Annotated in this window: 23 protein-coding genes and 4 pseudogenes; 16 read left to right on the top strand and 11 right to left on the bottom strand. The window is 62.0% G+C overall.

Annotated features, from left to right (window positions below):
- The first annotated feature begins 7 nt into the window (after positions 1 to 7).
- Positions 8 to 1,783, top strand: coding sequence for a glycoside hydrolase family 15 protein (locus ACFQAU_RS20025; protein WP_132445330.1), 1,776 nt, complete (start codon positions 8 to 10; stop codon positions 1,781 to 1,783).
- On the opposite strand, the gene ACFQAU_RS20020 is transcribed toward ACFQAU_RS20025, so the two are convergent.
- The 9 genes from ACFQAU_RS20020 to ACFQAU_RS19980 form a co-directional block, all read right to left on the bottom strand.
- The gene (locus ACFQAU_RS20020) at positions 1,780 to 2,382 is read right to left on the bottom strand and encodes a LysE family translocator (protein WP_132445333.1); all 603 of its coding nucleotides are present in this window, start codon (positions 2,380 to 2,382) and stop codon (positions 1,780 to 1,782) included. The genes ACFQAU_RS20025 and ACFQAU_RS20020 overlap by 4 nt on opposite strands.
- Positions 2,383 to 2,509: 127 nt before the next feature.
- Positions 2,510 to 3,244 (bottom strand): DUF6537 domain-containing protein, encoded by a 735-nt coding sequence (locus tag ACFQAU_RS20015; protein WP_386285104.1) that lies wholly within the window; start codon positions 3,242 to 3,244, stop codon positions 2,510 to 2,512.
- Positions 3,241 to 4,053 (bottom strand): 2-oxoacid:acceptor oxidoreductase family protein, encoded by an 813-nt coding sequence (locus ACFQAU_RS20010; protein ID WP_386284832.1) that lies wholly within the window; start codon positions 4,051 to 4,053, stop codon positions 3,241 to 3,243. Before ACFQAU_RS20010 ends, ACFQAU_RS20015 begins: the two co-directional genes overlap by 4 nt.
- Positions 4,050 to 6,200 carry a thiamine pyrophosphate-dependent enzyme gene (locus tag ACFQAU_RS20005; protein WP_132445340.1) on the bottom strand — a complete coding sequence of 717 codons (2,151 nt, stop codon included), beginning with the start codon at positions 6,198 to 6,200 and terminating at the stop codon, positions 4,050 to 4,052. Before ACFQAU_RS20005 ends, ACFQAU_RS20010 begins: the two co-directional genes overlap by 4 nt.
- Positions 6,201 to 6,209: 9 nt before the next feature.
- Positions 6,210 to 6,689, bottom strand: coding sequence for a MarR family winged helix-turn-helix transcriptional regulator (locus ACFQAU_RS20000; protein ID WP_240791622.1), 480 nt, complete (start codon positions 6,687 to 6,689; stop codon positions 6,210 to 6,212).
- Between the two features lie 3 nt (positions 6,690 to 6,692).
- Positions 6,693 to 7,484, bottom strand: coding sequence for a cyclase family protein (locus ACFQAU_RS19995; RefSeq protein ID WP_120352447.1), 792 nt, complete (start codon positions 7,482 to 7,484; stop codon positions 6,693 to 6,695).
- Between the two features lie 174 nt (positions 7,485 to 7,658).
- Positions 7,659 to 8,621, bottom strand: a complete 963-nt coding sequence (locus ACFQAU_RS19990) for a dihydrodipicolinate synthase family protein (protein WP_132445343.1) — start codon at positions 8,619 to 8,621, stop codon at positions 7,659 to 7,661.
- A 131-nt stretch (positions 8,622 to 8,752) separates the two neighbouring features.
- Positions 8,753 to 9,451: a GntR family transcriptional regulator gene (locus ACFQAU_RS19985; protein WP_120352335.1), complete on the bottom strand. Its 699-nt coding sequence runs from the start codon at positions 9,449 to 9,451 to the stop codon at positions 8,753 to 8,755.
- A gap of 196 nt (positions 9,452 to 9,647) precedes the next feature.
- On the bottom strand, positions 9,648 to 9,785 hold the full coding sequence (locus tag ACFQAU_RS19980) for a hypothetical protein (RefSeq protein WP_165935583.1): 138 nt from the start codon (positions 9,783 to 9,785) through the stop codon (positions 9,648 to 9,650).
- Between the two features lie 12 nt (positions 9,786 to 9,797).
- On the opposite strand from ACFQAU_RS19980, the gene ACFQAU_RS19975 reads away from it, so the two are divergent.
- The 14 genes and pseudogenes from ACFQAU_RS19975 to ACFQAU_RS19910 all read left to right on the top strand — a co-directional run bounded on the left by ACFQAU_RS19975 (position 9,798) and on the right by ACFQAU_RS19910 (position 22,544).
- The gene (locus tag ACFQAU_RS19975; RefSeq protein ID WP_120352334.1) at positions 9,798 to 10,817 is read left to right on the top strand and encodes an ABC transporter ATP-binding protein; all 1,020 of its coding nucleotides are present in this window, start codon (positions 9,798 to 9,800) and stop codon (positions 10,815 to 10,817) included.
- Positions 10,814 to 11,923 (top strand): ABC transporter ATP-binding protein, encoded by a 1,110-nt coding sequence (locus ACFQAU_RS19970; RefSeq protein ID WP_132445346.1) that lies wholly within the window; start codon positions 10,814 to 10,816, stop codon positions 11,921 to 11,923. Before ACFQAU_RS19975 ends, ACFQAU_RS19970 begins: the two co-directional genes overlap by 4 nt.
- 41 nt (positions 11,924 to 11,964) lie before the next feature.
- Positions 11,965 to 12,486, top strand: coding sequence for an ABC transporter substrate-binding protein (locus ACFQAU_RS19965; RefSeq protein WP_386284820.1), 522 nt, complete (start codon positions 11,965 to 11,967; stop codon positions 12,484 to 12,486).
- Positions 12,483 to 13,442 carry an ABC transporter substrate-binding protein gene (locus ACFQAU_RS19960; protein ID WP_386285101.1) on the top strand — a complete coding sequence of 320 codons (960 nt, stop codon included), beginning with the start codon at positions 12,483 to 12,485 and terminating at the stop codon, positions 13,440 to 13,442. Before ACFQAU_RS19965 ends, ACFQAU_RS19960 begins: the two co-directional genes overlap by 4 nt.
- A 100-nt stretch (positions 13,443 to 13,542) precedes the next feature.
- A complete protein-coding gene (locus ACFQAU_RS19955; protein ID WP_067628831.1) occupies positions 13,543 to 14,487 on the top strand; it encodes an ABC transporter permease in 945 nt (314 codons plus the stop codon).
- Positions 14,487 to 14,927, top strand: a complete 441-nt coding sequence (locus tag ACFQAU_RS19950; RefSeq protein ID WP_386284816.1) for a hypothetical protein — start codon at positions 14,487 to 14,489, stop codon at positions 14,925 to 14,927. The genes ACFQAU_RS19955 and ACFQAU_RS19950 overlap by 1 nt, the downstream gene beginning before the upstream one ends.
- Entirely contained in the window at positions 14,816 to 15,385 is a 570-nt protein-coding gene (locus tag ACFQAU_RS19945; protein ID WP_386285098.1) for an ABC transporter permease, read from the top strand. The genes ACFQAU_RS19950 and ACFQAU_RS19945 overlap by 112 nt, the downstream gene beginning before the upstream one ends.
- A gap of 11 nt (positions 15,386 to 15,396) precedes the next feature.
- Positions 15,397 to 17,188, top strand: a pseudogene (locus ACFQAU_RS19940) (gamma-glutamyltransferase family protein).
- Positions 17,189 to 17,191: 3 nt separating this feature from the next.
- Positions 17,192 to 17,953: a DUF1028 domain-containing protein gene (locus ACFQAU_RS19935; RefSeq protein WP_120352330.1), complete on the top strand. Its 762-nt coding sequence runs from the start codon at positions 17,192 to 17,194 to the stop codon at positions 17,951 to 17,953.
- Positions 17,954 to 17,957: 4 nt separating this feature from the next.
- Positions 17,958 to 18,799, top strand: a pseudogene (locus ACFQAU_RS19930) (sulfite exporter TauE/SafE family protein).
- 34 nt (positions 18,800 to 18,833) lie between these two features.
- A complete protein-coding gene (locus tag ACFQAU_RS19925) occupies positions 18,834 to 19,508 on the top strand; it encodes a FadR/GntR family transcriptional regulator (RefSeq protein ID WP_317389131.1) in 675 nt (224 codons plus the stop codon).
- Positions 19,509 to 19,699: 191 nt separating this feature from the next.
- Positions 19,700 to 20,683: a TRAP transporter substrate-binding protein gene (locus tag ACFQAU_RS19920; RefSeq protein WP_132445358.1), complete on the top strand. Its 984-nt coding sequence runs from the start codon at positions 19,700 to 19,702 to the stop codon at positions 20,681 to 20,683.
- 67 nt (positions 20,684 to 20,750) lie between these two features.
- Entirely contained in the window at positions 20,751 to 21,269 is a 519-nt protein-coding gene (locus ACFQAU_RS19915) for a TRAP transporter small permease (RefSeq protein WP_132445361.1), read from the top strand.
- Positions 21,262 to 22,544 (top strand): annotated as a pseudogene (locus ACFQAU_RS19910) (TRAP transporter large permease). The gene ACFQAU_RS19915 and the pseudogene ACFQAU_RS19910 overlap by 8 nt, the downstream one beginning before the upstream one ends.
- Positions 22,545 to 22,593: 49 nt before the next feature.
- On the opposite strand, the gene ACFQAU_RS19905 reads toward ACFQAU_RS19910, so the two are convergent.
- Positions 22,594 to 24,090 carry an aldehyde dehydrogenase family protein gene (locus ACFQAU_RS19905; RefSeq protein ID WP_132445364.1) on the bottom strand — a complete coding sequence of 499 codons (1,497 nt, stop codon included), beginning with the start codon at positions 24,088 to 24,090 and terminating at the stop codon, positions 22,594 to 22,596.
- Between the two features lie 180 nt (positions 24,091 to 24,270).
- Between ACFQAU_RS19905 and ACFQAU_RS19900 the strand changes: the two are divergent.
- Positions 24,271 to 25,142 (top strand): annotated as a pseudogene (locus tag ACFQAU_RS19900) (NAD(P)-dependent oxidoreductase).
- A gap of 9 nt (positions 25,143 to 25,151) precedes the next feature.
- Here ACFQAU_RS19900 and ACFQAU_RS19895 read toward each other — a convergent pair.
- On the bottom strand, positions 25,152 to 25,510 hold a 359-nt coding region (locus ACFQAU_RS19895), incomplete at its 5' end, for an SDR family NAD(P)-dependent oxidoreductase (RefSeq protein WP_386284805.1).

Here is a 25,510-nt window from a genome sequence, read left to right as displayed (position 1 = left end):
GGAACTTATGGATCTGGGTGTCATCGGGAATTGCGCGGTTGCGGCGCTGGTCAGCCGCGAAGGGGCGATCAACTGGTTTTGCCTGCCACGGTTTGACGGCGATCCGGTCTTTCACAGTCTGATGGGCCACGGCGCGGGCGAAGAGGGCGACGGGGAGTTTGCCGTCGAACTCGAAGACATGACAGAAAGCGAACAGAGCTATCTGCCCAATACCGCGATCCTGCGCACGGTCCTGCGCAGCGCCAAGGGCGCGGTTGAGATTGTTGATTTCTGCCCCCGTTTCACCGCCTATGGCCGTAGCTTTCGCCCCCAGATGTTGGTCCGGCAAATCCGCCGGATCGAAGGCTCGCCCCGCGTGCGGATGCATCTAAAACCGCGCTTTCAATGGGGAGAGGTGGCCCCCACGCTTACCCGCGGGTCGAACCATGTGCGCTTTGTCGGGCCTGAGCAGAACATGCGCCTGACCACCGACGCGCCGATCGACCATGTGTTGGACGGGCGCATGATCAACCTCGAAGGGGAAATGACCTTCATCCTTGGCCCGGACGAGACACTGTCGGACAGTCCTGAGCAGATTGGCACCACCTTTCGAACCAAAACCACGCGCTATTGGCAGCGCTGGACGCAGCGGTTGGCGATCCCTTTCGAGTGGCAAGAGGCCGTCATTCGCGCCGCGATCACGCTGAAACTCTGCAGCTATGAGGCCACGGGCGGTGTCATCGCCGCGATCACCACCTCTCTGCCCGAAGCGCCGGATTCGGGGCGCAACTGGGATTACCGCTATTGCTGGGTCCGCGATGCGTTTTTCACCGTGCGCGCGCTCAACAGTCTCGCCGCGACCCGCACCTTGGAGCATTATTTCCAATGGCTGATGAATGCCGTGGCGGATGCCGAAGGCGGGCATATCCAGCCCGTGCTAGGGCTCGGGCTTGAGACGGCGTTAACCGAACGTATCTCACCCAGCTTGCAAGGCTTCCGCGGGATGGGGCCGGTGCGGATCGGCAATCAGGCGCATGAGCATTTCCAGCACGACACCTATGGCAATATCATCCTTGGCGCAGCGCCCGCGTTTTTTGATCACCGCCTGCCGATGAACACCGGGCGCACGGCCTTTGAACAGCTTGAGCCCTTGGGCGAGCAGGCGTGGGAGCTGCACGACGAACCTGATGCCGGGATTTGGGAGCTGCGCAGCCGTGCCCGCATTCACACGTCTTCGTCGCTGATGTGCTGGGCTGCCTGCGACCGTTTGGGCAAGATTGCGCGCCATTTGAAGTTGGACGACCGCGCCGCCCTCTGGGCCGAGCGCGCCGAGGTGATCCGCGACAAGATCCTCGACAACGCTTGGTCAGAAGAGCGCGGCGCCTTTGTCGAAAGCTTTGGCGGCAGCACCTTGGACGCCAGTGTCTTGCTGATGGGAGAGGTCGGTTTCCTGCCACCGAAAGACCCGCGGTTCATCGCCACGGTCGAGCGTCTTTCCGAAGTGCTGGGCCGCGGCCCCTTCATGCTGCGCTACGAAGAGGCGGATGATTTCGGCGTGCCCGAGGTCGGCTTTAACGTCTGCGCCTTCTGGCGGATCGATGCGCTGGCGCGGATTGGCCGCGAAGAGGAAGCCCGCAAGCTGTTCGAAGAACTGTTGGAAGCCCGCAACCACCTTGGCCTGATGTCCGAAGACACCGCCTTTGCCACCGGCGAGGGCTGGGGCAACTTCCCGCAGACCTATTCCATGGTCGGCATCATCAACGGCGCGATGCGCCTGTCGCGGCGGTGGGAAGCCGAGCTTTAACGCGCGAACAGCAGGCGCAGCCCCAAAAGCCCCAGCACCGCTGAGGCCACCCGGTCAAAGTAAACCTTCGCGCGCAGGTAGCCTTGGCTCACTGCCGGGCGGCTCATGCCGAAGGCCAAAGTGGTGTAAAAGGCGACTTCGATGATCAGGTGGTTGGCGACGATCAAAAGGTTCTCGCTCAGGCGCATCCCCTCGGGGAAGATGACCACCAGAACCGCCGCGGCGAAAAGCACCGATTTGGGGTTCAGAATGTTGATCATCAGCCCCTGCCGAAAGGCATGGCGGGCGGGGGTCACCGTGGTTGCCACCGGCGTCCGCGCCCCGCGCCACATGCCAAAGGCCACATAAAGCAAATAGACCGCGCCCAGGGATTTCACGACTGCGTAGGCCCATGGGAAAGCGAGGAACACCGCCTCCAACCCCAAGAGCGCGGCGAGGGTCCAGAACGATGCTACAAGGCCAAGCCCAAGCCCCACCGCAACACCCGCCTGCCGCCCCGAACTTAGCGTGGTCTTTAGCGCGATCAGAAAGGCCGGGCCGGGGCTGAGGATCGACGCGATGAGCGCGATGTTAAAGGCGATGAGATGCGACAGTTCCATGGCAGCGGCCCCCTTTGTGCGCCCCCAGCTATGCGGGGCTGAGGCACCCGGTCAACTGAGATTGGGTGACCCCGCACCGTCGGGAGGTTGATCCGCCCCACATCTGCCCAAAAAACGGGCACGGCCCCTAGACGAAAGACCGCACCGTCGCGATGGCCCCGTCGAGCGCCTTTCCTTCGGCATCTTGCAGCGCCGCCTCGCGCAGACGTGCAATCCACTGCGCCGCGTCCTTTCGCCCGCGCAGCAGCGCGGCGGCATCCATCACCTTGTCGAACTTGCCCAGCCCCCGCGCATGGGTGTCGGAATAGCCTTTAATGAGCCGTCGGCATTTCACCAGTTCAACCGCCGAGTCGTAATCGGCTTCGACCTCCGCCAGACAGCGCGACAGCCAACTGTCGAGATGGGCGACTTCGATGGCATGGCGATGGGTTTTCAGACGATACCCTTTAAGCCCGCCCAGAACATGCAGCATGAGAAACGCAGGCAGCCTGTCGGTGCGCAGGCGGCGGCCCTTGTCGAACCAGCGGTTCAGACGCGCCATCCACTTCTCGCTCGCCTCTACCTTTGCGCCAAGACGGGCAGGCATCAGGCCCGCGATTTCGTCGGCGCGGGGGTGAAAATATTCGGTCAGCTGCATGAGGTTGGCATCGCCCGCCCGCATCTCTTGCCGGATATGCGCAAAGCGCGGCGCGCGGGTTTTCAGGTCTGCCACCCGAATAACGTCATCATAGGCCATGGCGTTGGCAATATATTTCGCCGCAGCCGCCGAAAGCCGCCAGTCCTGCGCGGCGTTGTCACGGGCCAACACGGTATCGAGCCGATCAAGATAGAGCGTGCCATAGGCGCAGTCTTGGTAGTTCACGACCTTGGCAAGCCCCGCAAAAGCCAGATCATGCACCGCTTCGGGCAGCGCATCGGCGCGGGTGACCAGCGCGTCCCACTGGCTTTGCAGCGCGTCCGGCCCGGCAAGGCGGAATGCGGTTTCGGGGTCTTCCACAGGGACCGGGGCGGCGTTGGGCAGACGGCCCTGTGCCGCGTCATAGCCCACGGCAAAGGCACGCAACGAAGGCTCCACCCCTTGCCCCCGGCGCGGATCGCATCCTCATAGGCCTCCCGGCGGAACGGCAGCGCGCCAGACCCGGCCAAAGCACCAAAGAGCGAGGCCGAGATGACAGAGCCCGCGCCCACGGCCAGCCCCTCCATATCTTCGAGCACCAGTTTCTGCGCCGCGATCTCAGCCGCCGCGCGCACTTCATCGGCATTGGCAATGCCATCGCCGGGGGCCATCTTCTCGCTCACCGCAAGGGCGCGGTGGGTTGAGCCGATCAGCGTGGTGCGGTCGGGTGTCACGAAACCGCGCATCACGGCGCGGCCAACTTCCATCATCTCAGCCGCGATCAACACGTCGACATCGCCCGCCGCAGGGGCGAGGGCAAAGACCGGCTCAAACGCGGTTTTCGGCGCCATCTCAATGTAATAGATCGTGGCCCCAGTGCGCTGCGCCACCCCCGCGACCGAGGTCGCCTGACAGACATAGCCTTCGGCCCGGGCCATGGATTCGATCCACCCGGTCAAGACGCCGCCGCCCTGCCCGCCCACGGCCATGACCGCGAGCTTGATGATTTCGCCGACACGCGCGTCGGGTGTCTTTTGCGGCAGAACCAAATTCACGTCGTCACTCCTTCGCTGCGCAGCCGCTTGGCGTCGCGCCGTCTTTGCAGCCAAGCGATGATCTGGCTGGACTTATCGGCACGCCACCGCTCAAACCGCGTCGGATTGTGCACCACATCCGCTTGGTAAAACGACGGGCAAAGCACCGCCGTATCGGCGACCTCGCCACAGTTGCCGCAGCCGACGCAGGTCTGATCAATATGCGCCACCGGATCGTCGCGCAGCGGATCGTCGAGCCGTTTGAGCGACAGCGACGGGCAGCCCGAGAGCCGGATGCAGGCATGATCCCCGGTGCAAACATCCGCATCGATGCCAAAGCGCGGCACCTCCATGCGGCGACCTTCCTTGATCGCCTTGTTGCGCAGGGGCTTTTCGCGGCGCTGCTTGTTGAGCATACATTCCGAGGAGGCCACGATGACCTTCGGCCCCTTATAATCGGTGGTCAGCGCCTCGCGCAGCACCTCGCGCAGTCTACCCACGTCATAGGTCCGGTCGATCTGGCGCACCCATTCGACGCCGACGCCTTTGAGCGCCTTAGAGATCGGATTGTTGGTTGATTTCGTGTCGTTATGCGCCCGCGAGGACATCACGTCCTGCCCGCCCGTGGCGGCGGAATAGTAGTTGTCGACGATCACCGCGACGCTGTCGGACTTGTTGAACACCATGTTCCCGATCGAGGTCGAAAGCCCGTTGTGCCAGAATCCGCCATCCCCAAGTATCGAGATCACCCGCTTGTCGCCGCCCCCGTCGAAGGCCGCGTTAGAAGCGGGGCCAAGGCCATAGCCCATGGTCGAGCCGCCGATCTCAAAGGGCGGCAGGCACCCGAAAAGGTGGCAGCCGATATCGCCGGTGATCTGGTGCTTGCCCAGCTCTTGCTCAGTCAGTTTCATCGCAGCAAAAATCGGGCGTTCGGGGCAGCCAGTGCAAAAACCCGGCGGGCGGATCGGCACGGTGTCTGACAGATCGGGGATCGCGGGCGCTTCGGCATTGGGCGCGCGGACCTTGCCGGGGAGCATTTCGGGCGCGGCGATCTTAAGGAAAGCGGTCATCCCATCGAGCAGCACCTGCCCGGTATATTCACCCGCCATCGGCAGCACGTCCTTACCGTGCAGTTTCACCTTGCGTTCGAGCCTGTAGAGGTAGGAGCCGAGTTGCTGTTCGATGTGATCGGGCTGGCCTTCCTCGACCACCAGAACATGCTCTTTGCCCGCGCAGAATTCGTCGAACTCGTCCCGCAAAAGCGGATAGGTGACGTTCAGCACATAAAGCGGCACTTCGGTCTGGCCGTGGATATCGGCCAGCCCCAGCCGTTGCAGCGCCCGGATGACCGAATTGTACATGCCGCCCTGCACCACGATGCCCAAGGGCGCTTTCTCGGGGCCAAAGAACTCATTCAACCCATTGTCGCGGATGAACTTTTCCGCGGCAGGCCAGCGGTTTTCGATCTTGTCCTGCTCATGCAGATAAGACATCGGCGGCAGCACCACGCGGTTGAAGTCCGAGCGCGGGTTGGCGGCGGCTTCGGCCACGGTCAGCGGTGGGCGCTGGTTGTCGCGCGTCTCGAAACTGCCCGTCACATGGCAAGACCGGATGCGGACCATCAGCATGACGGGCGTGTTGCTCGCCTCCGACAGTTCAAACCCGTCTTTGACCGCCTTGGTGATACAGGGCAGGTTGGGGCGCGGATCGAGCATCCAGAACTGTGATTTCATCGCGAAACCATGGCTGCGCTCCTGCATGATCGAAGAGCCCTCGCCATAGTCTTCGCCCACGATCACCAGCGCGCCGCCGGTCACGCCGGAGGAACTGAGGTTCGCCAGCGCGTCCGAAGCCACATTCACCCCCACCGGCCCCTTAAAGGTCACCGCCCCGCGAATGGGGTAGTGCACCGAAGCTGCCAGCATCGCCGCCGCTGCGGCCTCCGATGCGTTCGCCTCAAACCGCACGCCAAGCTCACCCATAAGCTCTTCGGCATCGGCCAACACGTCCATCAGATGCGAGATCGGCGCGCCCTGATAACCGCCCACATAGCCGACCCCGTTTTCCAACAGCGCCTTGGTAATCGCGAGGATACCCTCACCTGTGAAGACGTCGCCATCCCCTTTGCGCAGGTGCTCCACCTCTGCCTTGAACGAACGTTCGGCCATTGGACCCTCTTAAAAATCGTGTTTTCGGATATTGCGCAGCATGGTGCGCAGCGTGGCCACAAAGGCCTCTTTCTCGGCCGCGCCGATGCCTTTGAACATCGCGTCATAGGCCTCTGCCATATGCGGCCAAAGCCTTGCATAGGCCTCTTGTCCCTTGTCGGTCAGATAAACGCGCGTGGCACGGCTGTCGGCCGCATCGGTCTCGCGCCGCACCAACCCGTCGCGCACCAGCGCGTCGAGCGCGCGGCTTAGCGTGGATTGCTGCACCACAGCATAAACGGCCAATTCGCGGATCAGGATGCCATCGGTCACCGACAGCACGGCGAGAGAGCGCATTTGCGGCGTGGTCAGCCCAAGCGCGGCCATCTCCGCCGACAGGGCGGCGTTATACCGCCCCATGATCCGGTTCATCAAATAGGGCGCGAAATTATCGAGGCCCATCTGATCCAGCGGCGCATTCCCCGCCTCGGAAGGTGATGTATCTGCCACCGGTCAGCCCTTCGGCACCAGCGCCAGCGCCCGAATGGGGCTGCCGGTACCGTTCTTGATCTTAAGCGGTGCCGCAATCAGGATCGCGCCCTTGGGCGGCAGCTTGTCGAGGTTGGCAAGGCTGGCAAGACCGAAACAATTGTTCTTATGCAGCAGGTTATGCGCAGGATACGGCGGCTCCATTCCACCGGCTTGGCCCGCATCGGTGCCGATGCACTGGGTGCCCCAGCCGACGATCTTTTTGTCCATCAAATATTCAATCGCATCCGGGGTCGGCCCGGGGCTGTGGGGGCCCGCCTCATCCGCATTGAGAAAACGCGCTTCGTCATCGACGCGGGCGTCCCAATCGGTGCGCATGACGACCCATTCGCCCTTACCGATCTCACCATATTCCGCTTCCCATTCCTTGATGCCCTTGGCGTCGAGCAGAAAGTCCGGGTCTTCTTGAGATTGCTGCGAACAGTCGATCACATTCACCGGCGCAACGAGGCGCTGCACGTCGAGCGTATCGGTGAACCCGTCGTCGTAATCCTTGCCGGTGATCCAATGGTGCGGCGCATCGAAGTGCGTGCCGGAATGCTCTCCCAGCACCATCCAGTTCCATGCAAAGAACGGGCCATCCTCGTCATATTCGCTGATCTTGTGAATCTCGACCTTCGGTGTCGGCTTGGCAAAGTCGGCTGGCAGTTGCAGGATCGGCGTATCCGGCCCCAGAACGCCCGAACAATCCACCACTTCGACCCCGCCAGAGACGAGCATCGCCCCAAAATCACGCATTAAATCTGTAGCACTCATTTCAAACATTCTCCCTCAAATGGCGCACCCACTCCCGATGCGTTGGCCCCTGAAAAGATGCTAGTCAAATTTATATGCGTTTGCAATTATCTTCTTCGAAAGGGCGCAAAACAACGCAAAAGGCCCGCCGCAAGTGCGACGGGCCTGCCCAGCCGGGGAGAGTTGGGAGGGGGATTAGGCGGCGTATTTCGCGACCGCGCCGCCCTGCTTGCTCCAATCGGCATACCATGTCCGGAACAGCCGGTACTGCGCCTCGGCATAGCCGCGCTGGCTGTAGGTCAGAGCGTCGGTCTCGTTAAAATGCAACGCATATTCCCCATGGCCCTCAAGCACCATCAGGTGCTTATAATAAAGCACGAGGTCCGGCCCCTCATCAAAGGAGGATAGAACACCAAGCGCCGCGTCGAGCTCCTGCGCCCGCTGGCGCGCTTCGGCATCGCCCGCCGCGGCGGCTTGGCTGAGGGCCACAAGATGCAGCACTTCGCGCGGCAGCACATTGCCGATCCCGGTGATAGCGCCCGTGGCACCGCAATTGACGAAACCATGGAACACGGTGGTATCGACCCCGATCATCAGCGTGACTTCATCATCGCGGCTGGTGATGTTCTCTGCTGCATAACGCAGATCATCCGCACCGCCGAACTCTTTGAAACCCACGAGGTTCGAATGCTCGGCCCGCAGGGCAAAGAACAGATCGGCGCGGGTGGCGAAGCCGTAATAGGGGCTGTTGTAAATCACGGCAGGAAGTTCTGGCGCGGCCGACAAAACGGTTTTGAAGTGATCCTTCTGCGCCGCAACCGACGTGCCGCGCGACAGGATGCGGGGGATCAACATCAACCCCTTCGCGCCGACCCTTTGCGCATGGGCCGCATGTTCGGCGGCCAGCTTGGTGTTCACAGCACCCGTGCCAACGACGACAGGCACACCCGCATCAACCAAACGCTCAACGCCCTCCATCCGCTCTGCATCTGTCAGCAAAGGCCAATCGCCCATGGAGCCGCAGTAGACGACCGCGCTCATACCATCGGCGATCAGCTTTTTGCCCATGCGCACCAGCGCATCGAAATCGGGTTTCCGGTCTGCCGTGCAGGGGGTCATCAGGGCCGGGATGCAGCCGGAAAAAATCGAAGGGGTCATTTGTCTCTCCATTCATAGAATCCGGCTGTGATATTGCCGGGGTTGGCTGCATCTTAGCTATTGTATTTTATTTGTCGACAGAAAATCGACAAAAGCTTTCTGCGCGCGAAAAAACCCCGCATTTACTCTAGTTATAGTTCGATATGCTGCCGTCGATCCCGCGAAATCAGCGCCTGAATCTGCCCTACAATCTGATCCGCATGGGTCTCCGCCAAAGAATCCGCGCGCCCGATATCGCGCACCTCGATGGCCGCGATTAAATCCTCATGCTCTTGGACATACTCACTGGGAAGCTGATCGTCGAAGGATTGGTAATACATCCGCAGCAAACGGCGCCCCTCGTCCAACAAGCGCAAACAAAGCGATTCGTAATAAGGGTTGCGCCCCGCCCGCGCGATCTCGGCATGAAACTCGCGGTTCGTGGCGATCATCGACAGCGCGTCCTGCGCCGACACAGCTTTGGCAAACTCTGCCTGCCGCGCGCGGATCTTGGCCATATCGGCCGGGGTATGAAACTGCGCCGCCAGCCGCGTGGTGACACGGTACATCAACGTCATCGCGTCAAAGAAGGTGTGCAGATTCATGAAGTCGATATTCGCCACCACGGTCGAACGGTTGGGCAGCGTGGTCACCAATCCCTCGCTCGCCAGCCGCACCAATGCCTCACGGATCGGCGTGCGCGACATCGAAAGACGCTCGGATAGGCGAATCTCGTCGATCGGGCTGCCGGGCAGCAGGGTTAAATCAAGGATCTCATCCCGCAGGATAGAATAGACAAATTGCGCCCCGGACCCGCGCTTGCGTTCCGCCGTTTTAGGTTTGCTGGTCATGCGGGGATGCCGCCCTTTCGAAATTCTTGGCTCCCCCTCGATAAAGCAACAAATCGCCCCCCTACAATAGCACAGCCCCACCGAATGCGCGCCCGCCCCCTTCAATTCATCCTTTCTTAAATACCGTCCGCAATCTCCCCCACACGCCATCCTTGCCAATCAAGCCCCCAACAGACCTTCACAAATCGCTCAAAAATCAAGCATCGCCGTTGATACGGCAGGCAATTTCTGTCGCAACAGATTGACCGAAAAAGGCTTTCCCAAAAATTAAAATCGCCGGATTGACAGCAAGAAACTTGCAACCGCATACTCGACCAATCTGATATTGGTTCAAGAAAGCGGTCCATTGCCCAGCCCTGACATCGGCCTCAACACCGACCCAGACAAGGTTTTGCTCGAAGTGCGCGACTTCAGCCTGCGCTTTCGCGGTGCGCCGAGCGACCAGATCAACCATGTGAACTTCGCGGTCCAACCGGGCAAGACGCTCTGCGTTGTCGGGGAAAGTGGATGCGGCAAAAGCGTGACCTCTTTGGCGATGATGGGGCTGCTGCCCGAAGGCGCTGCGACGATCAGATCGGGCGAGATGGTTTTCGAGGGGCAAAAGCTCGACCTTGCCGATCACACCGCCATGCGCAAATTGCGCGGCAGTCGGATGACCATGATCTTCCAAGAGCCGATGACCTCGCTCAACCCCGCGTTCCGCATTGGCGACCAGATCACCGAAGCCGTGCTTGCCCATAGCAACGCCAGCAAGTCCGAGGCCGAGGATAAGGCGCTGGCGATCCTCAAGCGGGTCGGCATTCCGGCGGCGGAAAAGCGGATGCGTGACTATCCGCATCAACTCTCGGGCGGGATGCGCCAACGGGTGATGATCGCCATGGCGCTGGTGAACGACCCCGCGCTGCTGATCGCGGATGAGCCGACGACCGCGCTCGACGTGACCATTCAGGCGCAAATCCTTGAGTTGATCCGCGACCTTCAGGCCGAGACCGACATGGGCACGATCATGATCACCCACGACCTCGGCGTCGTGGCCGAAATCGCCGATACCGTGGCCGTCATGTACGCGGGCACGATTGTTGAGACCGGCCCGGCGGAGCGCATATTCAACGACCCGCAGCACCCCTACACGATTGGCCTCATGTCCTCGATCCCGCAGTTGAGCGGTCCGCGCGGGCGTTTGGCCACCGTGCCGGGCATGGTGCCCACGACGCAGAACATGCCTGAAGGCTGCCGTTTTGCCACGCGCTGCCCTTTCGCCCAGCCCATCTGCGCCAAGGAACCGCCGCTTGCGCCGCTGGAAGGTGGCCACGCCGTCGCGTGCCATTTCGCCCCGCTAGAGACCCATCTGGAGCAGAGCGCATGACCGACACGATCCTGACCGCGCGCGGGCTAAAGAAACATTTCAAAACCTCGGGCGGCGGCTTGGCGAAAGGGGCCACGGTCAAGGCGCTCGACGGCGTCTCCTTCGACGTGCGCCGCGGAGAGACCTTTGCCATCGTCGGCGAATCCGGCTGTGGCAAATCCACCCTCGCGCGGCTGCTCATGCGGCTGCTGACCCCGACCGAGGGCGATGTGCAGTTTGACGGCAGCGATGTGCGCAGCCTTGCCGGGCGCGACCTGACCGCGCTGCGCCGGGACATGCAGTTCATCTTTCAGGATCCCTTTTCGTCGCTGAACCCGCGCATGAGCGTCGGCAAGCTGGTCGGCGAACCCCTAGAGACGCATTTCCCAAAAATGTCCGCCTCTAAGCGGCGCGGCAAAGTGGCGGAACTGCTGGCTAAAGTCGGCCTGCGCCCCGAGCACGCCGAACGCTACCCGCATGAGTTTTCGGGCGGTCAGCGCCAACGGATCGGGATTGCCCGCGCGCTGGCCTCCGCTCCGAAGCTGGTGATCGGGGATGAGCCTGTCTCGGCCCTTGATGTGTCGGTGCAGGCGCAGGTGATTAACTTGCTGGGCGATCTGCGGGATGAGTTGGGGCTCACGCTGGTGATCATCGCCCATGACCTCGCTGTGATCCGCCATATGAGCGACCGTGTGGCGGTGATGTATCTGGGCCAGATCGTCGAACAGGGCGATGTCGATACGGTCTACAACCACCCGCGTCACCCCTACACCCGGGCTCTGCTCTCGGCCATTCCGGTCGCCGCCCATGGTGCACGCACACCGCAAACCGCGCTTGAGGGCGAGATGCCGAGCCCGGCCAACCCGCCCTCGGGCTGCCGTTTCCACACCCGTTGCCCCTATGCCAAAGAACGCTGCGCGAGTGAGCCGCCTGCCTTACGCGAGACCCGCGCGGGCGAGGGTCATGTCGCGGCCTGCCACTTTTTCGAAGAGATCGCCGCCGCCACGCCGGACCTCGGCCTTGTCGATGCGCCAGAACGTGCCCCCGGCGCGGCGGCACGCTTTGCGCTTTACCAAGACGCCATGCGGGATCGGACAACGCTCCGCCCCCGCCAAGACCAAGAATAACAGGCTAAAACAGACTTAATGAAACGACAGGAGAGTTCGATATGACACTGACCAAAATGACCCTCGCCGCCGCGCTGCTGGGGGCCACGACCCTCGGCGCGCAGGCGGCAGACCTGCGCATCGCGCTGCAATCTGACGCAGATGTGCTGGACCCCGACCAGTCGCGCACCTTTGTGGGGCGGATCGTCTATACATCGCTTTGCGACAAGCTGGTGGACATCACGCCTGATCTGGAAATCATCCCCCAACTGGCGACAGAATGGTCCTTTTCTGAGGATGGCAAGCAACTGACCATGATGCTGCGCGATGATGCGGTTTTCCATGACGGCACACCGTTTGACGCCGAGGCCGTGGCCGCCAACATCGACCGCAGCCAGAACCTTGAGACCTCGCGCCGCAAGTCCGAGCTTTCCTCCATCACCGGCGTCGAAGTGCTGGGTAGCCATGAAATCCGCTTTGATCTGGCCGATGCGGACGCCACGCTGATGGCGCAGTTCGCCGACCGCGCGGGGATGATGGTTTCCCCACCGCTGCCGAAGCGGCGGGCGATGACTTTGGCCTGAACCCGGTCTGTTCGGGCCCCTACCAGTTCAAAGAGCGTGTGGCCCAAGACCGGATCGTGCTGGAGAAATTCGCCGACTATTACAACGCCGACGAATACCACTTTGACAGCGTGACCTACCTGCCGATCCCTGACACCACCGTGCGTCTGGCGAACCTGCAATCGGGCGACATCGACATGCTTGAACGCCTCGCCGCAACCGATCTGGCGCAGGCCGAGGGCGACAACAGCATCAGTGTCGAAAGCGCCGTATCGCTGGGCTATCAGGGCATCACGATTAATGTGGCCAATGGCGAAAAGGGCGACAACCCTTGGGGCAACGACAAACGTCTGCGTCAGGCGCTGAGCTATGCCATCGACCGCGAAGCGATCAATCAGGTCGTCTTCAACGGTGCCTTCGCCGCGGGCAACCAGCCCTTCCCGCCGAACTCGCCTTGGTACAGCACCGACTTCCCCGTGCCTGAGCGTGACGTAGAAAAGGCCAAGGAACTGCTGGCCGAAGCAGGCTTTGCCGATGGGATCGATCTTGAGGTGCAGGTGCCCAACACCACGATCCCGCTGCAACTGATGCAGGTCGTGCAGTCCATGGCGGCAGAGGCGGGGATCAACATCTCGATCACCTCCAAGGAATTCGCAACGCTGCTGGCCGACCAATCGGCGGGTGACTATCAAGCAAGCCAGATCGGCTGGTCGGGCCGTGTGGACCCCGATGGCAACATCCACCAGTTCATGACCTCCGATGGCGGCATCAACGATTCCAAGTTCTCGAACCCGGAAGTGGATGAGCTGCTGAACAAGGCGCGCAAATCCAACGATCAAGACGTGCGTCGCGAAAGCTACACCGCGGCCCGTGCGATCCTGAACGAAGAGCTGCCGATCGTGTACCTCTATCACCAGACATGGATCTGGGCGCTGGACTCCGACATCTCCGGCTTCACCCCTATCCTGATGGCATGATCCGCCTTGAAGGTATGAAAAAGAAGAAGGGTAAAACCTTCTCCATATGCACCGCCGGGCCGGTCCCGGCGGTGCCCTCCCCTGAGCGAGACGTTTCAAAATGCTGTCCTTCATCCTGCGCCGTCTGGTGATCGCGATCCCGACGATCATCTTGATCTCGGTCTTTGTCTTCACCTTGCAAAAGCTGCTGCCGGGCGATCCGGTGCTGGCCATGGCCGGCGAAGAACGCGACCCGCAGGTGCTGGAATTCCTGCGCGAGAAATACCGCCTGAATGACCCAATCCCGGTGCAATATTTCACTTGGATCGGCAACGCGCTGACGGGGGACTTGGGCATTTCGCTGCGCACCAACCAGCCGGTGCTTGAGCTGATCGGGGAAAAGCTGCCCGTCACGATCCAACTGGCGACGATGGCGATGATCTTTGCCCTACTGATCGGCGTGCCTGCGGGCATCTTCTCGGCCGTTAAGAAGGGCACCGTGACCGATTATGTGGCCAATGTGGTGGCGCTCTCGGGCCTGTCGATCCCGAACTTCTGGCTGGGGATCATGCTGATCCTGCTGGTCTCGGTGAAATGGAAACTGCTGCCCGCCTCGGGCTATGTGCCCCTGAGCGAAGACCCCATCCGCTCCATCACCGTGATGATCATGCCCGCCTTCGTGCTGGGCACAGCGCTCGCCGCCACGCTGATGCGCCACACGCGGTCGGCCATGCTGAGCGTGCTGAGCAGTGACTACGTCCGCACCGCCCGCGCCAAGGGTCTGGTCGAGCGGAAGGTTATCCTCAAACACGCCTTCCGCAATGCGCTGACGCCCATCGTTACCCTGACTGCGCTCTTGTTTGGTGAACTTATCGCGGGCGCGGTGCTGACCGAACAGATTTTCACCATCCCCGGCTTTGGCAAGCTTGTGGTCGATGCGGTGTTCAACCGCGATTACGCCGTGGTGCAGGGGATCGTGCTGGTCACCGCCGTTGGCTTTATCTTTATGAACCTGCTGGCCGATGTCGCCTATGTGCTGCTGAACCCCCGCCTGAGGAAGCAATAATGGCCCAACCTGCCACCCCCATCACCATCGACGCCGAAAGCGCCGCTGATCCGGTCCTCTCTGCCCGTCCGGAAAACCGGGTCTGGAAGAAATTCCGCCACCACCGCAGCGCCATGCTTGGCGGCGTGCTGGTGGTGTTCTTCTGCGCCATCGCTTTGCTGGCCCCGTTGCTGCCCATCCCCGACCCTGCCGCCACCGATTGGGGCGCCGTGCGCAAAGGTCCGTCCGCCGCGCATTGGTTCGGCACCGATGAGCTGGGCCGCGATGTGCTGTCCCGGCTGATCTGGGGGCGCAGGCGTCCTTGCTGGCGGGGGTCGTTTCAGTCGCCATCGCGCTTGGGCTTGGCGTCCCTCTGGGCATCATTGCCGGGTATTTCGGCGGCTGGACCGATGCGATCATCTCGCGCTGCACCGAAGCCCTGCTGGCTGCGCCCTTCCTAATCCTCGCCATTGCGCTGGCGGCTTTCCTCGGGCCAAGCCTGACCAACGCGATGATCGCCATCGGCATCTCGGCCACGCCGATCTTCATCCGCCTCACCCGCGGTCAGGTGCTAAGTGTCGCTGCCGAAGATTACGTCGAAAGCGCGCGCGCCATTGGCCTGTCGACCCCGCGCATCCTGCGCCGCTACATCTTTCCCAACGTTCTGCCGCCCGTGCTGGTGCAGGCCACGCTGACCGTCGCGACCGCGATCATCGCCGAAGCCTCGCTGTCGTTCCTCGGCCTCGGCCAGCAGCCGCCCGCGCCCTCTTGGGGGTCGATGCTGAACATGGCGAAGAACTTCCTCAATCAAGCGCCATGGATGGCGCTTTGGCCCGGCATTGCGATCTTCATGGTCGTGCTTGGCTTCAACCTTCTCGGCGATGGTCTGCGCGATGCGCTGGACCCGCGCGAACACTAACCGGAGACGACATGACCCCCTTTACCACCCGTCCTGAAATCCGCGGCTCCTTCGGTGTCACCACCTCGACCCATTGGATCGCTTCGACCGTGGGTTTTGGCATCCTCGAAAAAGGCGGCAATGCCTTTGACGCCGCCGTGGCTGCGGGCTTTGTCTTGCAGGTTGTCGAGCCGCATTTGAACGGCCCGGCAGGCGATCTGCCGATCATCTTTCACGACGCGGAGAAACAGGCGACCAAGGTCGTCTGCGCCCAGGGGTCAGCCCCGCCGCCGCCAAGCTCGAGCATTTCGAGGAACTCGGGCTGAAACTGATCCCCGGCTCGGGGCTTTTGTCGACAGTGGTGCCCGGTGCCTTTGACGGCTGGATGCTGATGCTGCGCGATCATGGCACCATGGGCCTTCGCGAGGTGATGCAGCCCGCGATCGACTATGCCCGCGATGGCCATCCGGTGCTGCCGCGCGTGTCGAACACCATCAAGGGGTTGGCCGAATATTTCGCCGCCGAATGGCCCAGCTCCGCCGCCGTCTGGACGCCGGGCGGCGAAGCGCCAGAGCCCAATGCCAACTTCAAAAACCCCGATCTAGCCGCCACCTATGAACGGATTCTGCGCGAGGCCGAAGCCGCAGGAGAGGACCGCAGCGCGCAGATCGAGGCCGCGCGGAAAATCTGGTCCGAAGGGTTCGTGGCCGATGCAATTTTCGACTATCTAGAAGACGCCTGCGTTCATGACGTGTCAGAGCAAAAGAACAGCGCCCTCTTGGCGCGCGAGGACATGGCCAAATGGCAGGCCAGCTACGAAGACACGCTCACGTATGAGTATCACGGCTGGACGGTGCACAAGACCCACGCCTGGTCGCAGGGGCCGGTGTTTTTGCAGGCCCTCGCCATTCTCAAGCATTTTGATCTGGCCGCGATGGACCCGATGGGCGCCTCCTTTACCCATACGGTGATCGAGGCGATGAAACTCGCCTATGCCGACCGCGAAGCCTATTACGGCGACCCCGAACAGAGCATCATCCCGATGGAAGAACTGCTCTCTGACGCCTATAACGCTGAGCGCGCGAAACTGGTGAACGGCAAAGCGTCCCTTGAGCAGCGCCCCGGCGTGATCGCCGGGTTGGAGCATTTGGCCGAGCGTTATATCGAACGCGCTGCCCGTGATTTCGGCGTTCAGAATGCCGCGCCGCAAGAACCGACGATGGCGCATCTGACCGAAAAACGCGGCGATACCGTGCACCTTGATGTGATCGACCGCTGGGGCAATATGGTCTCGGCCACGCCCTCGGGCGGATGGTTGCAGAGCAATCCGGTCGTGCCAGGCTTGGGCTTTCCGCTGAACTCGCGCGCACAGATGTTCTGGCTTGAGCGGGGCCTGCCCACGTCGCTTGCCCCCGGGCGTCGGCCACGCACCACGCTGACCCCTTCTTTCGCCGAGCATGCAGATGGGCGGCAACTGGTCTTTGGCACGCCGGGTGGCGACCAGCAGGATCAATGGCAGCTGATCTGGTTCCTGCGTTTCGTGCATCACGGGATCGACCTCCAAGAAGGCATGGACGCGCCGCTGTTCCATACCATGCATTTTCAAAGCAGCTTCTTTCCCCGCCAAGCCCTGCCCGGCGAGATGATGATCGAACCCAATGTCGGCGCTGCGGTGATCGACGTGCTGCGCGCGCGGGGGCATATTGTCACCGTGGCCGAGCCGTGGTCAGTGGGGCGGATGACCGCCGCGCTGCGCAATCCCGATGGCAGCCTTCAGGCCGCCGCGACCCCCGCCTGATGCAGGCCTATGCCGTAGGACGTTGACCCATGACCTATTCCATCATCGCCCGTGATCCCGACAGCCAAGAAATCGGCATCGCCGTGGCCAGCCGCTTTTTCGCCTGCGGGGCTGCCGTGCCCTACATCGGGCGCCGTGTCGCCGTGGCGACGCAGGCTTTCGTCAATCCGCTTTGGGGGACCGAAGGCCGGCGCATGCTGGAAAGCGGTGACCCCGCCGAAGCACTGCTGAAGGAATTCGCCGCGCGCGACGCAGGCCGCGATATCCGCCAGTGCCATATGCTCGACGCCGAGGGGAATTTCGCCGCGCATACCGGTGCGGGCTGTGTCGATTGGGCCGGGCACCGCGTTGGCAGCACTCATTCGGTTGCGGGCAATATGCTGACCGGGCCAGAGGTCGTAGAGGCCACGTTCGACACCTATGCCGCCCGCAGCGATCTGCCGATGGCCGAACGGCTGCTTGCCGCGATGCGTGCGGGCGAAGAGGCGGGCGGCGACAAACGCGGGCGTCAGGCGGCGGGGCTGGTGATCCACCGCGGGCAGGACCACGCCTATCTCGACTTGCGGGTCGACGATCACGGCGATCCGCTTGGCGAACTTGACCGGCTGCTTGAGGTCGCAGGAGAGCGCTATCTCCATGTGGCCGAAGCGATGCCGAGCCTCGACAATTTCTCGGGCACCTCGGACCGCGGACCAATTGATGCCGCGATTGCGCGGGCCGAAGAGGCGCGCAAAGCAGCGGGCAAAGCCAGCCGGTCACTGGCGACAGATGTAGAGACAAAGAAAGATTAACCCGATGAACGCGCTCGATTTTGGCCAGCTTTTGCCCCTCCTCGCCATTGCGGTGACCGCCGGTATTTTTGGCGGTATCCTTGCGGGTCTGCTGGGTGTTGGCGGCGGTATTGTGATTGTGCCTGCGCTCTATCTTGCCCTGTCGACGGCGGGGATGGACCCGGCGATTACCATGCAGGTAGCCGTTGGCACCTCGCTGGCGACTATCGTCTTTACCTCTTTGTCCTCTGGCTATGGTCACTTCAAACGCGGCGCGATTGATATGGACCTGCTGAAACTCTGGGCGCCGTCGCTTTTGGTTGGCGTTGTCATCGGCGCGCTTTTGGGGGCTATGTCTCGGGGCTGATCCTTGTCGGCGTTTTTGCCACCGTAGCCGCGCTCGTCGCGCTCGACATGATCTTTCGCAAGACCAAAGACGACCCCACGCCGCGCGGCTTTGCCAAGTCCATCTGGGCGGTGCTGGGTGTTGTCACCGGCGGGCTGTCGGCGATGATGGGCATCGGGGGCGGGACCATTGGCGTGCCGCTGTTGAATTTTCTCGGCTACGACATCCGCCGCGCGGTCGGCACCTCTGCCGCAATCGGCTTTATCATCGGGCTGCCCGGCGCGGTGGTCTATGCGCTGACGGGCCTCGGCGCCGAAGGGCTGCCGCCCTTCTCGCTTGGCTATGTGAACCTTGCCGCTGCGGCCATCATCATTCCGCTGACCAGCAGCTTTGCCCATGTCGGAGTAAAATTGGCCCATAGCATCCCCCGAAGGGCGCTTCGGTTTGCCTTTGGAATTTTCCTGATGGTAACGTCATTGCGTATGTTCATTGATTTATTTGAAGCGTTTTCCAACTCATGACTCAGCCCCCCAGACCGCCCCAAGTGAAGATGAATTGGCCGAGCGGCTGCGCGGAGCGATCCGGCAAGGGGATATTCTGAACGATGGGCGGATGCCGCCCGAACGGGCATTGGCCGAGCATTTCGGCGTGAGCCGCGCGCGGCTGCGGCTGGCGCTTGGCCTGCTGCAAGAGGATGGCACGATCTACCGCCGCCACGGCCAAGGCACCTTTGCCACGCCGCCGCCCGCCACCAATGCCGACAGCCTGCGCCACCTCGCCCGGCAGGTCACGCCAAGCGATGTCATGGAAGTCCGGCTTGAGGTCGAGCCCGCGCTGGCCGCCCTCGCCGCCGACCGCGCCCGCCCGCAAGAGATCGAGCGGCTGGACCAGTTGATGCGCGCCACGCTGAACCTCAGTGATCCCGACGCCTATGAGGCAGCGGATGACATGTTCCACTACAAGATCGCCGAGATGGCCCGGAACCCGCTGTTCCTCACGGTCTACGAATCCATCCGCGCGGTGCGCCGCGAAGTGGCTTGGACCTCGCGCCGCCGCACCTATCACGCGCCTGAGACATTGCAGATACTTGGCGAACAACACATGACCCTGAACGACGCCATCGCCCGGCGCGATACGCTCGGTGCGGCCGCGGCGATGGAACAGCATTTGCTGACCGTATCCAAAACCCTGCTCCGTGACCGGGTGCGCAAGATCGAGCTCGATCTCTAGCTGGGTCAGCCCTGAGCACTGCTGAAGTGGTCAAGGGTTGTAGCATCGAGTCCGCTCATATCACGAAGGAAAACACCCTCAAAACGCTGTGGATTCATTGTCCACAAAGCGCCCTCACCCCATTGCCATTTTGAGCGTCCAGCGCTAGCAGATTTCATGACCTTGTTAATAAGATCGCTGGAGGATACAAAATGTTCAAAATCACCAAGCCCACGGCAATTATCGCCACTTTGGCCGCGCTCACCGGAGGAGCACTGAGCGCCCAGACCGAAGTCAAGATCGGCTACGCCCTCGCCCCCGACAGCCACTACGGCGTCGCGGCGCAGAAGTGGCAGGAAGTCGTGGAAGCCGAGACCAACGGCAAGTTTAGCTTCCGTCATTTCCCCTCTTCCGGCTTGGGCGGTGAGCGTGAAGTGGTCGAGGGTCTGCAGCTTGGCACCGTAGAGGCGACCATCGTCTCCACCGGCACGCTGAGCAACTTCGTCCCCGCCACCGGTGTGACCGACATCCCCTTCCTGTTCCGCAGCCTCGACCACGCCCGCCGCGTGCTTGATGGCCCCATCGGCCAAGACATTCTGGCCGAGTTTGACGGCGCGGGCATGGTGGCCTTGGCTTGGGGTGAGCAGGGTTTCCGCCACATCACCAACAACCGCAACGCGATCGAGACCCCAGAAGACATCGCGGGCATGAAGCTGCGCACCATGGAAAACCCGGTGCACCTTGATGCCTTCAACGCTGCCGGTGCTGCGCCGACGCCGATGGCATGGCCCGAGGTCATCAGCTCGCTGCAGCAAGGCACCATTGACGGGCAAGAAAACCCACTGTCGGTGATTGTGTCGGTGAAACTCGACGAAGTGCAAAAGTACCTGACGCTGTCGGGCCACGTCTATTCGCCCGCCATGCTGCTGGTCTCCAAACCCTTCTGGGAAGGTCTGTCTGACGAAGACAAGGCTGCCTTTGAGAAGGGCGCGACCGAGGCTGTGGCTGCCATGCGCGGCTTCGTCGATGATGTCGAGCAAAGCGGCGTCGCGACGCTGAAAGAGCGCGGCATGGAAGTCAACGAGCTGACCGAAGAGCAAAAAGCCACTTTCCGCGCCTCGATTGAGAGCGCCTATGAAGGCTACTATGAGACCTACGGCAAAGAGTTGATCGACCAGATCGCCGCGACCGAGTAAGCGCCGCGATGTAAAATCAGACGGCCGGGAGCAGCGCTTCCGGCCGTTTTGCACGGGAGGGGAAACCATGCGCAGATTGGAACAGCTATTCGTCAAAGTGAACGCCGCGGTGGTGATCGCCTGCCTGACGGGGATGGTCTTGGTCGTGGGGGCCAATGTCGCTTTGCGGTTCAGCACCAACCATTCGCTGTCATGGTCCGATGAATCCGCCCGTTACCTGATGATCTGGATGGCCTTTCTGGGTGCCGGGCTGGCGTTGCGGCAGGGTGGCCATGTCGCGATTACCAATCTGCATGACGTGATGAGCACCCGGATGCAGCGTATCCTGCGCGCGGTCATCGTGGCGGTGCTGCTGTTCTTTTTCGCCTTTATGGTTAAAGTCGGCTGGGATTATATGCAGCGCGCGCAGTACCAGATGACCCCCGCAATGCGCCTGTCGTTCCGCTATGTTTATGCTGCCATGCCCGTTGGGTTCACGCTGTTGATCGTGCATTTGCTGCTGATCGCGCGGCCTTTCATAATGGCGGGCCACTACCATCAGTCCGATGGCCAAACCGAAAACATGCCGGGAGCCGCCAATGGCTGAGATCCTCTTTATCTCGCTTTTCGTGCTGATGGTGCTGGGCCTGCCTGTGGCCTTTGCCATGGCCATTTCGGTTTTTGCGGCAATTGGCTTGGGCAGCTCCTATCCGCAGATCGTCGTTGTCAAAGAGATGTTTTCCGGCCTCGACAGTTTCCCCCTGCTCGCGGTCCCCTTCTTTATCCTCGCCGCCGAGATCATGACCGGCGGCGCGATCACCCACACGCTTTTGCGCTTTGCGGCACAATTCGTGGGCCATCTGCGCGGGGGCTGGGCTATGCCAATGTGATCTCCTCCACCATGTTCGCTGGCATTTCCGGCTCGGCCTTGGCCGATGCGGCGGGACCGGGGGCGATGATGATCCGCATGATGGAAAAAGGCGGCTATGACCGCTCCTACGCCGGGGCGCTGACGATTTCCTCGGCGGTGGTAGGGCCGATCATTCCGCCGTCGATCGTGATGATCATCTATGCGCTGCAGGATCAGGAAGTCTCGGTCGGGTCGCTGTTTATGGCCGGTGTCATTCCGGGGCTTTTGCTGGCCTGTGGCAGTCTTGCCGCCAACGGGTGGGTCAGTTGGAAACGCGACTATCGCAGCGCAGATGCGCGCCCCGAGCGGGCGCAGATGTGGCGCAATACATTCATGGCGCTGCCAGCACTTGGGCTGATTGTGCTGATCGTCGGCGGCATCCGGGGCGGTATTTTCACGCCCACCGAAGCGTCGGTCATCGCGGTGTTCTATGCCCTCTTCTGCGGTTTTTTCGTCTACCGCGCGCTGCGCTTGCGTGACCTGCCGGGGCTGATCCTGCGCGCCGCGCTGATTTCGTCCGCCGTTTTGTTGATCCTTGGCGCGGCGCGGGCCTTTGCATGGGTTCTGGTGATCGAAGGCGTGCCGCAGTTTCTGGCCGAGACGATCATTTCATGGGAGTTGTCGCCGATCCTGTTTCTCTTGGCGGTCAACGTGTTGCTGCTGCTCTTTGGCCTGTTTATGGACCCGCTGCCGGGCGTGATGATCTTGGTGCCGATCTTGGCGCCGATCAGCCATGCGCTTGGCATCGCGCCGGATCATTTCGCGATTGTGGTGATCGTGAACCTGACACTCGGCCTCACGACCCCGCCAGTGGGGAGCTTGATTTTTGTGGTGTCCTCGGCGGTGAACCTGCGTCCGGCTGCGCTGATCCGTGAGATGCCGCCGTTCTTTCTGGCGAATTTTGTCGTGTTGATGCTGCTGACCTTTGTGCCGGCGATTTCGACATGGCTGCCGAAGGTCAGCGGTTTTTAACAGTTTACCGCCCGGCATCAGACCGGGCGGCGTTGCCGGTCGCGTTTCCCTACTCGGTCTGAATCCAAACCGCCTTGGTATCCAAATACGCCTGCAGGTGCTCCACGCCGCCTTCCTTGCCATAGCCCGACATCTTGAGCCCGCCGAACGGCACCGCCGGGTCGATTGCGTGGTACATATTCACCCAAACCGAGCCCGCTTTCAGCCGTTTCACCGTCTGGTGCGCCGTGCTTAGATCGCGGGTAAAGATGCCCGCCGCCAGCCCATAGGGCGTGGCATTGGCGCGCGCGATCACCTCTTCCATCGTGTCGAAGGGCAGGACAGAGATCACGGGGCCGAAAATCTCTTCCCGCGCGATGGTCATGTCGTCGGTCACATCGGCAAAGATCACCGGCTCAAGAAAGTTGCCGCCTTCATAGTCCGCGCCCTCGGGCCGCGCCCCGCCGGTGACCAGCCGCGCGCCTTCGGCTTTGCCCGCAGCGATATAGCCCTCGACCTTTTCGGCCTGCACACGGTTGATCAGCGGGCCGAGGTCCGTGCCCTCATCCAAGCCATGCCCGATCTTCAGCCCCCGCGCGAAAGCGGCCAGTTTCTCGATGAACTCATCCTGAATTTCGCGCGCCACGAACAGCCGCGAGCCTGCGATGCAGATTTGCCCCGAATGCGCGTAGACCGCCATCGCCGCGACAGGCACCGCCTTGTCGATGTCAGCATCCTTGCAGATGATCAGCGGAGATTTCCCGCCCAACTCCAACGTGATCCGCTTGAGGTTCTCAACGCCAGCGCGGGCGATGGTCTTGCCCGTGGCGGTCGAACCGGTGAAGACCACTTTGTTCACGTCCTCATGTTCGGCCAAACGCGCGCCTGCTTCGCGGCCCGTGCCGGTCACCACGTTGACCACCCCATCGGGCACGCCTGCCTCTTGCATCAACTTCGCGATCATCAAGGGCGTCAGCGGCGCGTCTTCGGAGGGCTTCAATACCACGGTGCAGCCCGTCGCCAAGGCAGGCGCGATTTTCCAGATCGAGGCAGCGGTCGGGGCGTTCCAAGGGATAATCGCCCCCACCACGCCGACCGGCTCGCGCGTTGTAAAAGAGAACATCGATTGCGAGACCGAGTTCTCGATCACATCGCCGTGCAACGCGACCGCCTGCCCCGCATAGAACCGCAGCATCCCGATCACCCGGCGTTTGTTGCCCATAGTCCGCGCCAGCGGCAGACCCATATCGGCGGTGTCCGACACACAGAGCTTTTCCCAATCGCGCTCCATCACATCGGCAATGCGCAAGAGCACCTCTTGCCGGTCATAGGGCGTGAATTTCGACCACGCCCCTTCAAAGGCCCGGCGCGCGGCGGCGACGGCGGCATCGACATCTTCGGCCCCGCCACGCGGCACCGTCGCCAGCGCCCGGCCCGAAGCGGGATCGACCACATTCAGCACCTCACCCGAGCGCGCGGGCACATCCTTGCCGTCGATGAACATCGGGCAGAACTGCCCGTGGTAGAGGGTCTCGGCGATCTGGTGGGGGTCGAAGGTCAGGGTCATATCAGCCTCTTTCAATCAATGGGTCATTCCTATCAACCGATGTGTCGGTTTCAAATATACAAAGCCCTGTTTGGCCGAGAAAATCCGCTACAGCCGCGTTGCGCCATGGCAGACCGCGCGGTAGACCTTTCCCCAAGGGAACCGCGCGCAGGGGTGGCGGTGGCAAGGGGAGAAAAATCCATGAAAATCGGTATGATTGGTGTTGGCCTAATGGGCCACGGAATTGCCCGCAACGTGATGCGGCGCGGGGGTTTTGCGCTTGGCTATTTTGGCCACCCCGGCAACCAGCCGACCGATGAGCTGGACGGGCTGGGGGCCACGGCCTTTGACAGTCTGGGCGATCTTGCCGCCGCATCCGATGTGATCATCCTCTGCGTCACCGGCTCTCCGCAGGTCGAAGCGATCCTGACCGGCGAAGGCGGCGTGATTGCCGGACTGAAGCCCGGTGCGGTTGTGGTCGATTGCTCTACCTCTCTGCCCGCCTCGACGGTAAAGATGGCCGAGGCAGTCAAAGCGGCGGGGGGCGAATTCGTTGACGCGCCAATGACCCGCACCGCGCAATTCGCCCATGAGGGGAAGTTGAACCTGCTGGTCGGGGGGACGCGGCGGTTGTTGAAAAGGTCTCTCCCGTCCTCGCCTCCTTCACCGACGAGGTCAAACATGTGGGCGAGGTCAGCGCAGGCCACCGTTTGAAATTGCTGCACAACTACGTCTCTGTTGGCTTTATGTCGCTGCTCGCCGAAGCCGCCGCGCAATCGGCAGATGCCGGCATTGATCCGCAGAGCTTTGTCGATGTCTTGGCGGGTGGCGGCGGCGCCAGTGTCGCGCTTGATCGGCTGTCGCCCTTCATCGTAAACGGCGACCGCGAGGCGCTGCCCTTTGCGATCAGCAACGCGTTGAAGGATTTCGACTATTATCGGCAGATGTCCGCCCAAGCCGGCGCGCAGGTTGAGATTGCCGATGGGGTCTATGGTGCCTTGTCCAAGGTCGTCGAGATGGGCGCGGGCGATGCCTATGTCCCTGAATTGGTGCAGCATTTCCGCAAGGGTTAAGCCCTAGGGTCAGAGCGTCAGCGTCCCGATGCTCGACCCGCCACAGACGAAAAGCGTCTGGCCGGTGACGAAACTATTGGCTGGATCGCAGAAGAAGAGAAATGCGTTGGTCACGTCCTCGACTTGCCCCAACCGGCCCACCGGGATGCGTTTGGCAAGCTCTGCTTCGCGTTCGCTTTCTTTCGGGATGATGCCCCAGAAATTGTCGGTCTGCACTGGGCCGGGGGCCACGACGTTGACGGTGATCCCATGCGGTGCAAGCTCCAGCGCCCATGTGCGCGCCATGCCGATCATCCCGGCTTTCGACGCCGAATAGGCGGTGCGCGTCGGGGCGCCCAAGGCCGCGCGCGAGGCGTTGAACATCACCC

This window comes from Sulfitobacter profundi, assembly GCF_042661425.1.
In the GTDB taxonomy this organism is placed as follows: domain Bacteria; phylum Pseudomonadota; class Alphaproteobacteria; order Rhodobacterales; family Rhodobacteraceae; genus Sulfitobacter; species Sulfitobacter profundi.
This window is presented reverse-complemented; position numbering and strand designations above follow the sequence as displayed.

What these genes read in the sequence shown, in the direction of transcription:
- ACFQAU_RS20025 (WP_132445330.1), top strand. Translation starts at nt 8, where the DNA reads ATGGATCTGGGTGTCATCGGGAATTGCGCGGTTGCGGCGCTGGTCAGC.
- ACFQAU_RS20020 (WP_132445333.1), bottom strand. Translation starts at nt 2,382, where the DNA reads ATGGAACTGTCGCATCTCATCGCCTTTAACATCGCGCTCATCGCGTCG.
- ACFQAU_RS20005 (WP_132445340.1), bottom strand. Translation starts at nt 6,200, where the DNA reads ATGGCCGAACGTTCGTTCAAGGCAGAGGTGGAGCACCTGCGCAAAGGG.
- ACFQAU_RS19995 (WP_120352447.1), bottom strand. Translation starts at nt 7,484, where the DNA reads ATGAGTGCTACAGATTTAATGCGTGATTTTGGGGCGATGCTCGTCTCT.
- ACFQAU_RS19990 (WP_132445343.1), bottom strand. Translation starts at nt 8,621, where the DNA reads ATGACCCCTTCGATTTTTTCCGGCTGCATCCCGGCCCTGATGACCCCC.
- ACFQAU_RS19985 (WP_120352335.1), bottom strand. Translation starts at nt 9,451, where the DNA reads ATGACCAGCAAACCTAAAACGGCGGAACGCAAGCGCGGGTCCGGGGCG.
- ACFQAU_RS19970 (WP_132445346.1), top strand. Translation starts at nt 10,814, where the DNA reads ATGACCGACACGATCCTGACCGCGCGCGGGCTAAAGAAACATTTCAAA.
- ACFQAU_RS19965 (WP_386284820.1), top strand. Translation starts at nt 11,965, where the DNA reads ATGACACTGACCAAAATGACCCTCGCCGCCGCGCTGCTGGGGGCCACG.
- ACFQAU_RS19955 (WP_067628831.1), top strand. Translation starts at nt 13,543, where the DNA reads ATGCTGTCCTTCATCCTGCGCCGTCTGGTGATCGCGATCCCGACGATC.
- ACFQAU_RS19950 (WP_386284816.1), top strand. Translation starts at nt 14,487, where the DNA reads ATGGCCCAACCTGCCACCCCCATCACCATCGACGCCGAAAGCGCCGCT.
- ACFQAU_RS19935 (WP_120352330.1), top strand. Translation starts at nt 17,192, where the DNA reads ATGACCTATTCCATCATCGCCCGTGATCCCGACAGCCAAGAAATCGGC.
- ACFQAU_RS19920 (WP_132445358.1), top strand. Translation starts at nt 19,700, where the DNA reads ATGTTCAAAATCACCAAGCCCACGGCAATTATCGCCACTTTGGCCGCG.
- ACFQAU_RS19915 (WP_132445361.1), top strand. Translation starts at nt 20,751, where the DNA reads ATGCGCAGATTGGAACAGCTATTCGTCAAAGTGAACGCCGCGGTGGTG.
- ACFQAU_RS19905 (WP_132445364.1), bottom strand. Translation starts at nt 24,090, where the DNA reads ATGACCCTGACCTTCGACCCCCACCAGATCGCCGAGACCCTCTACCAC.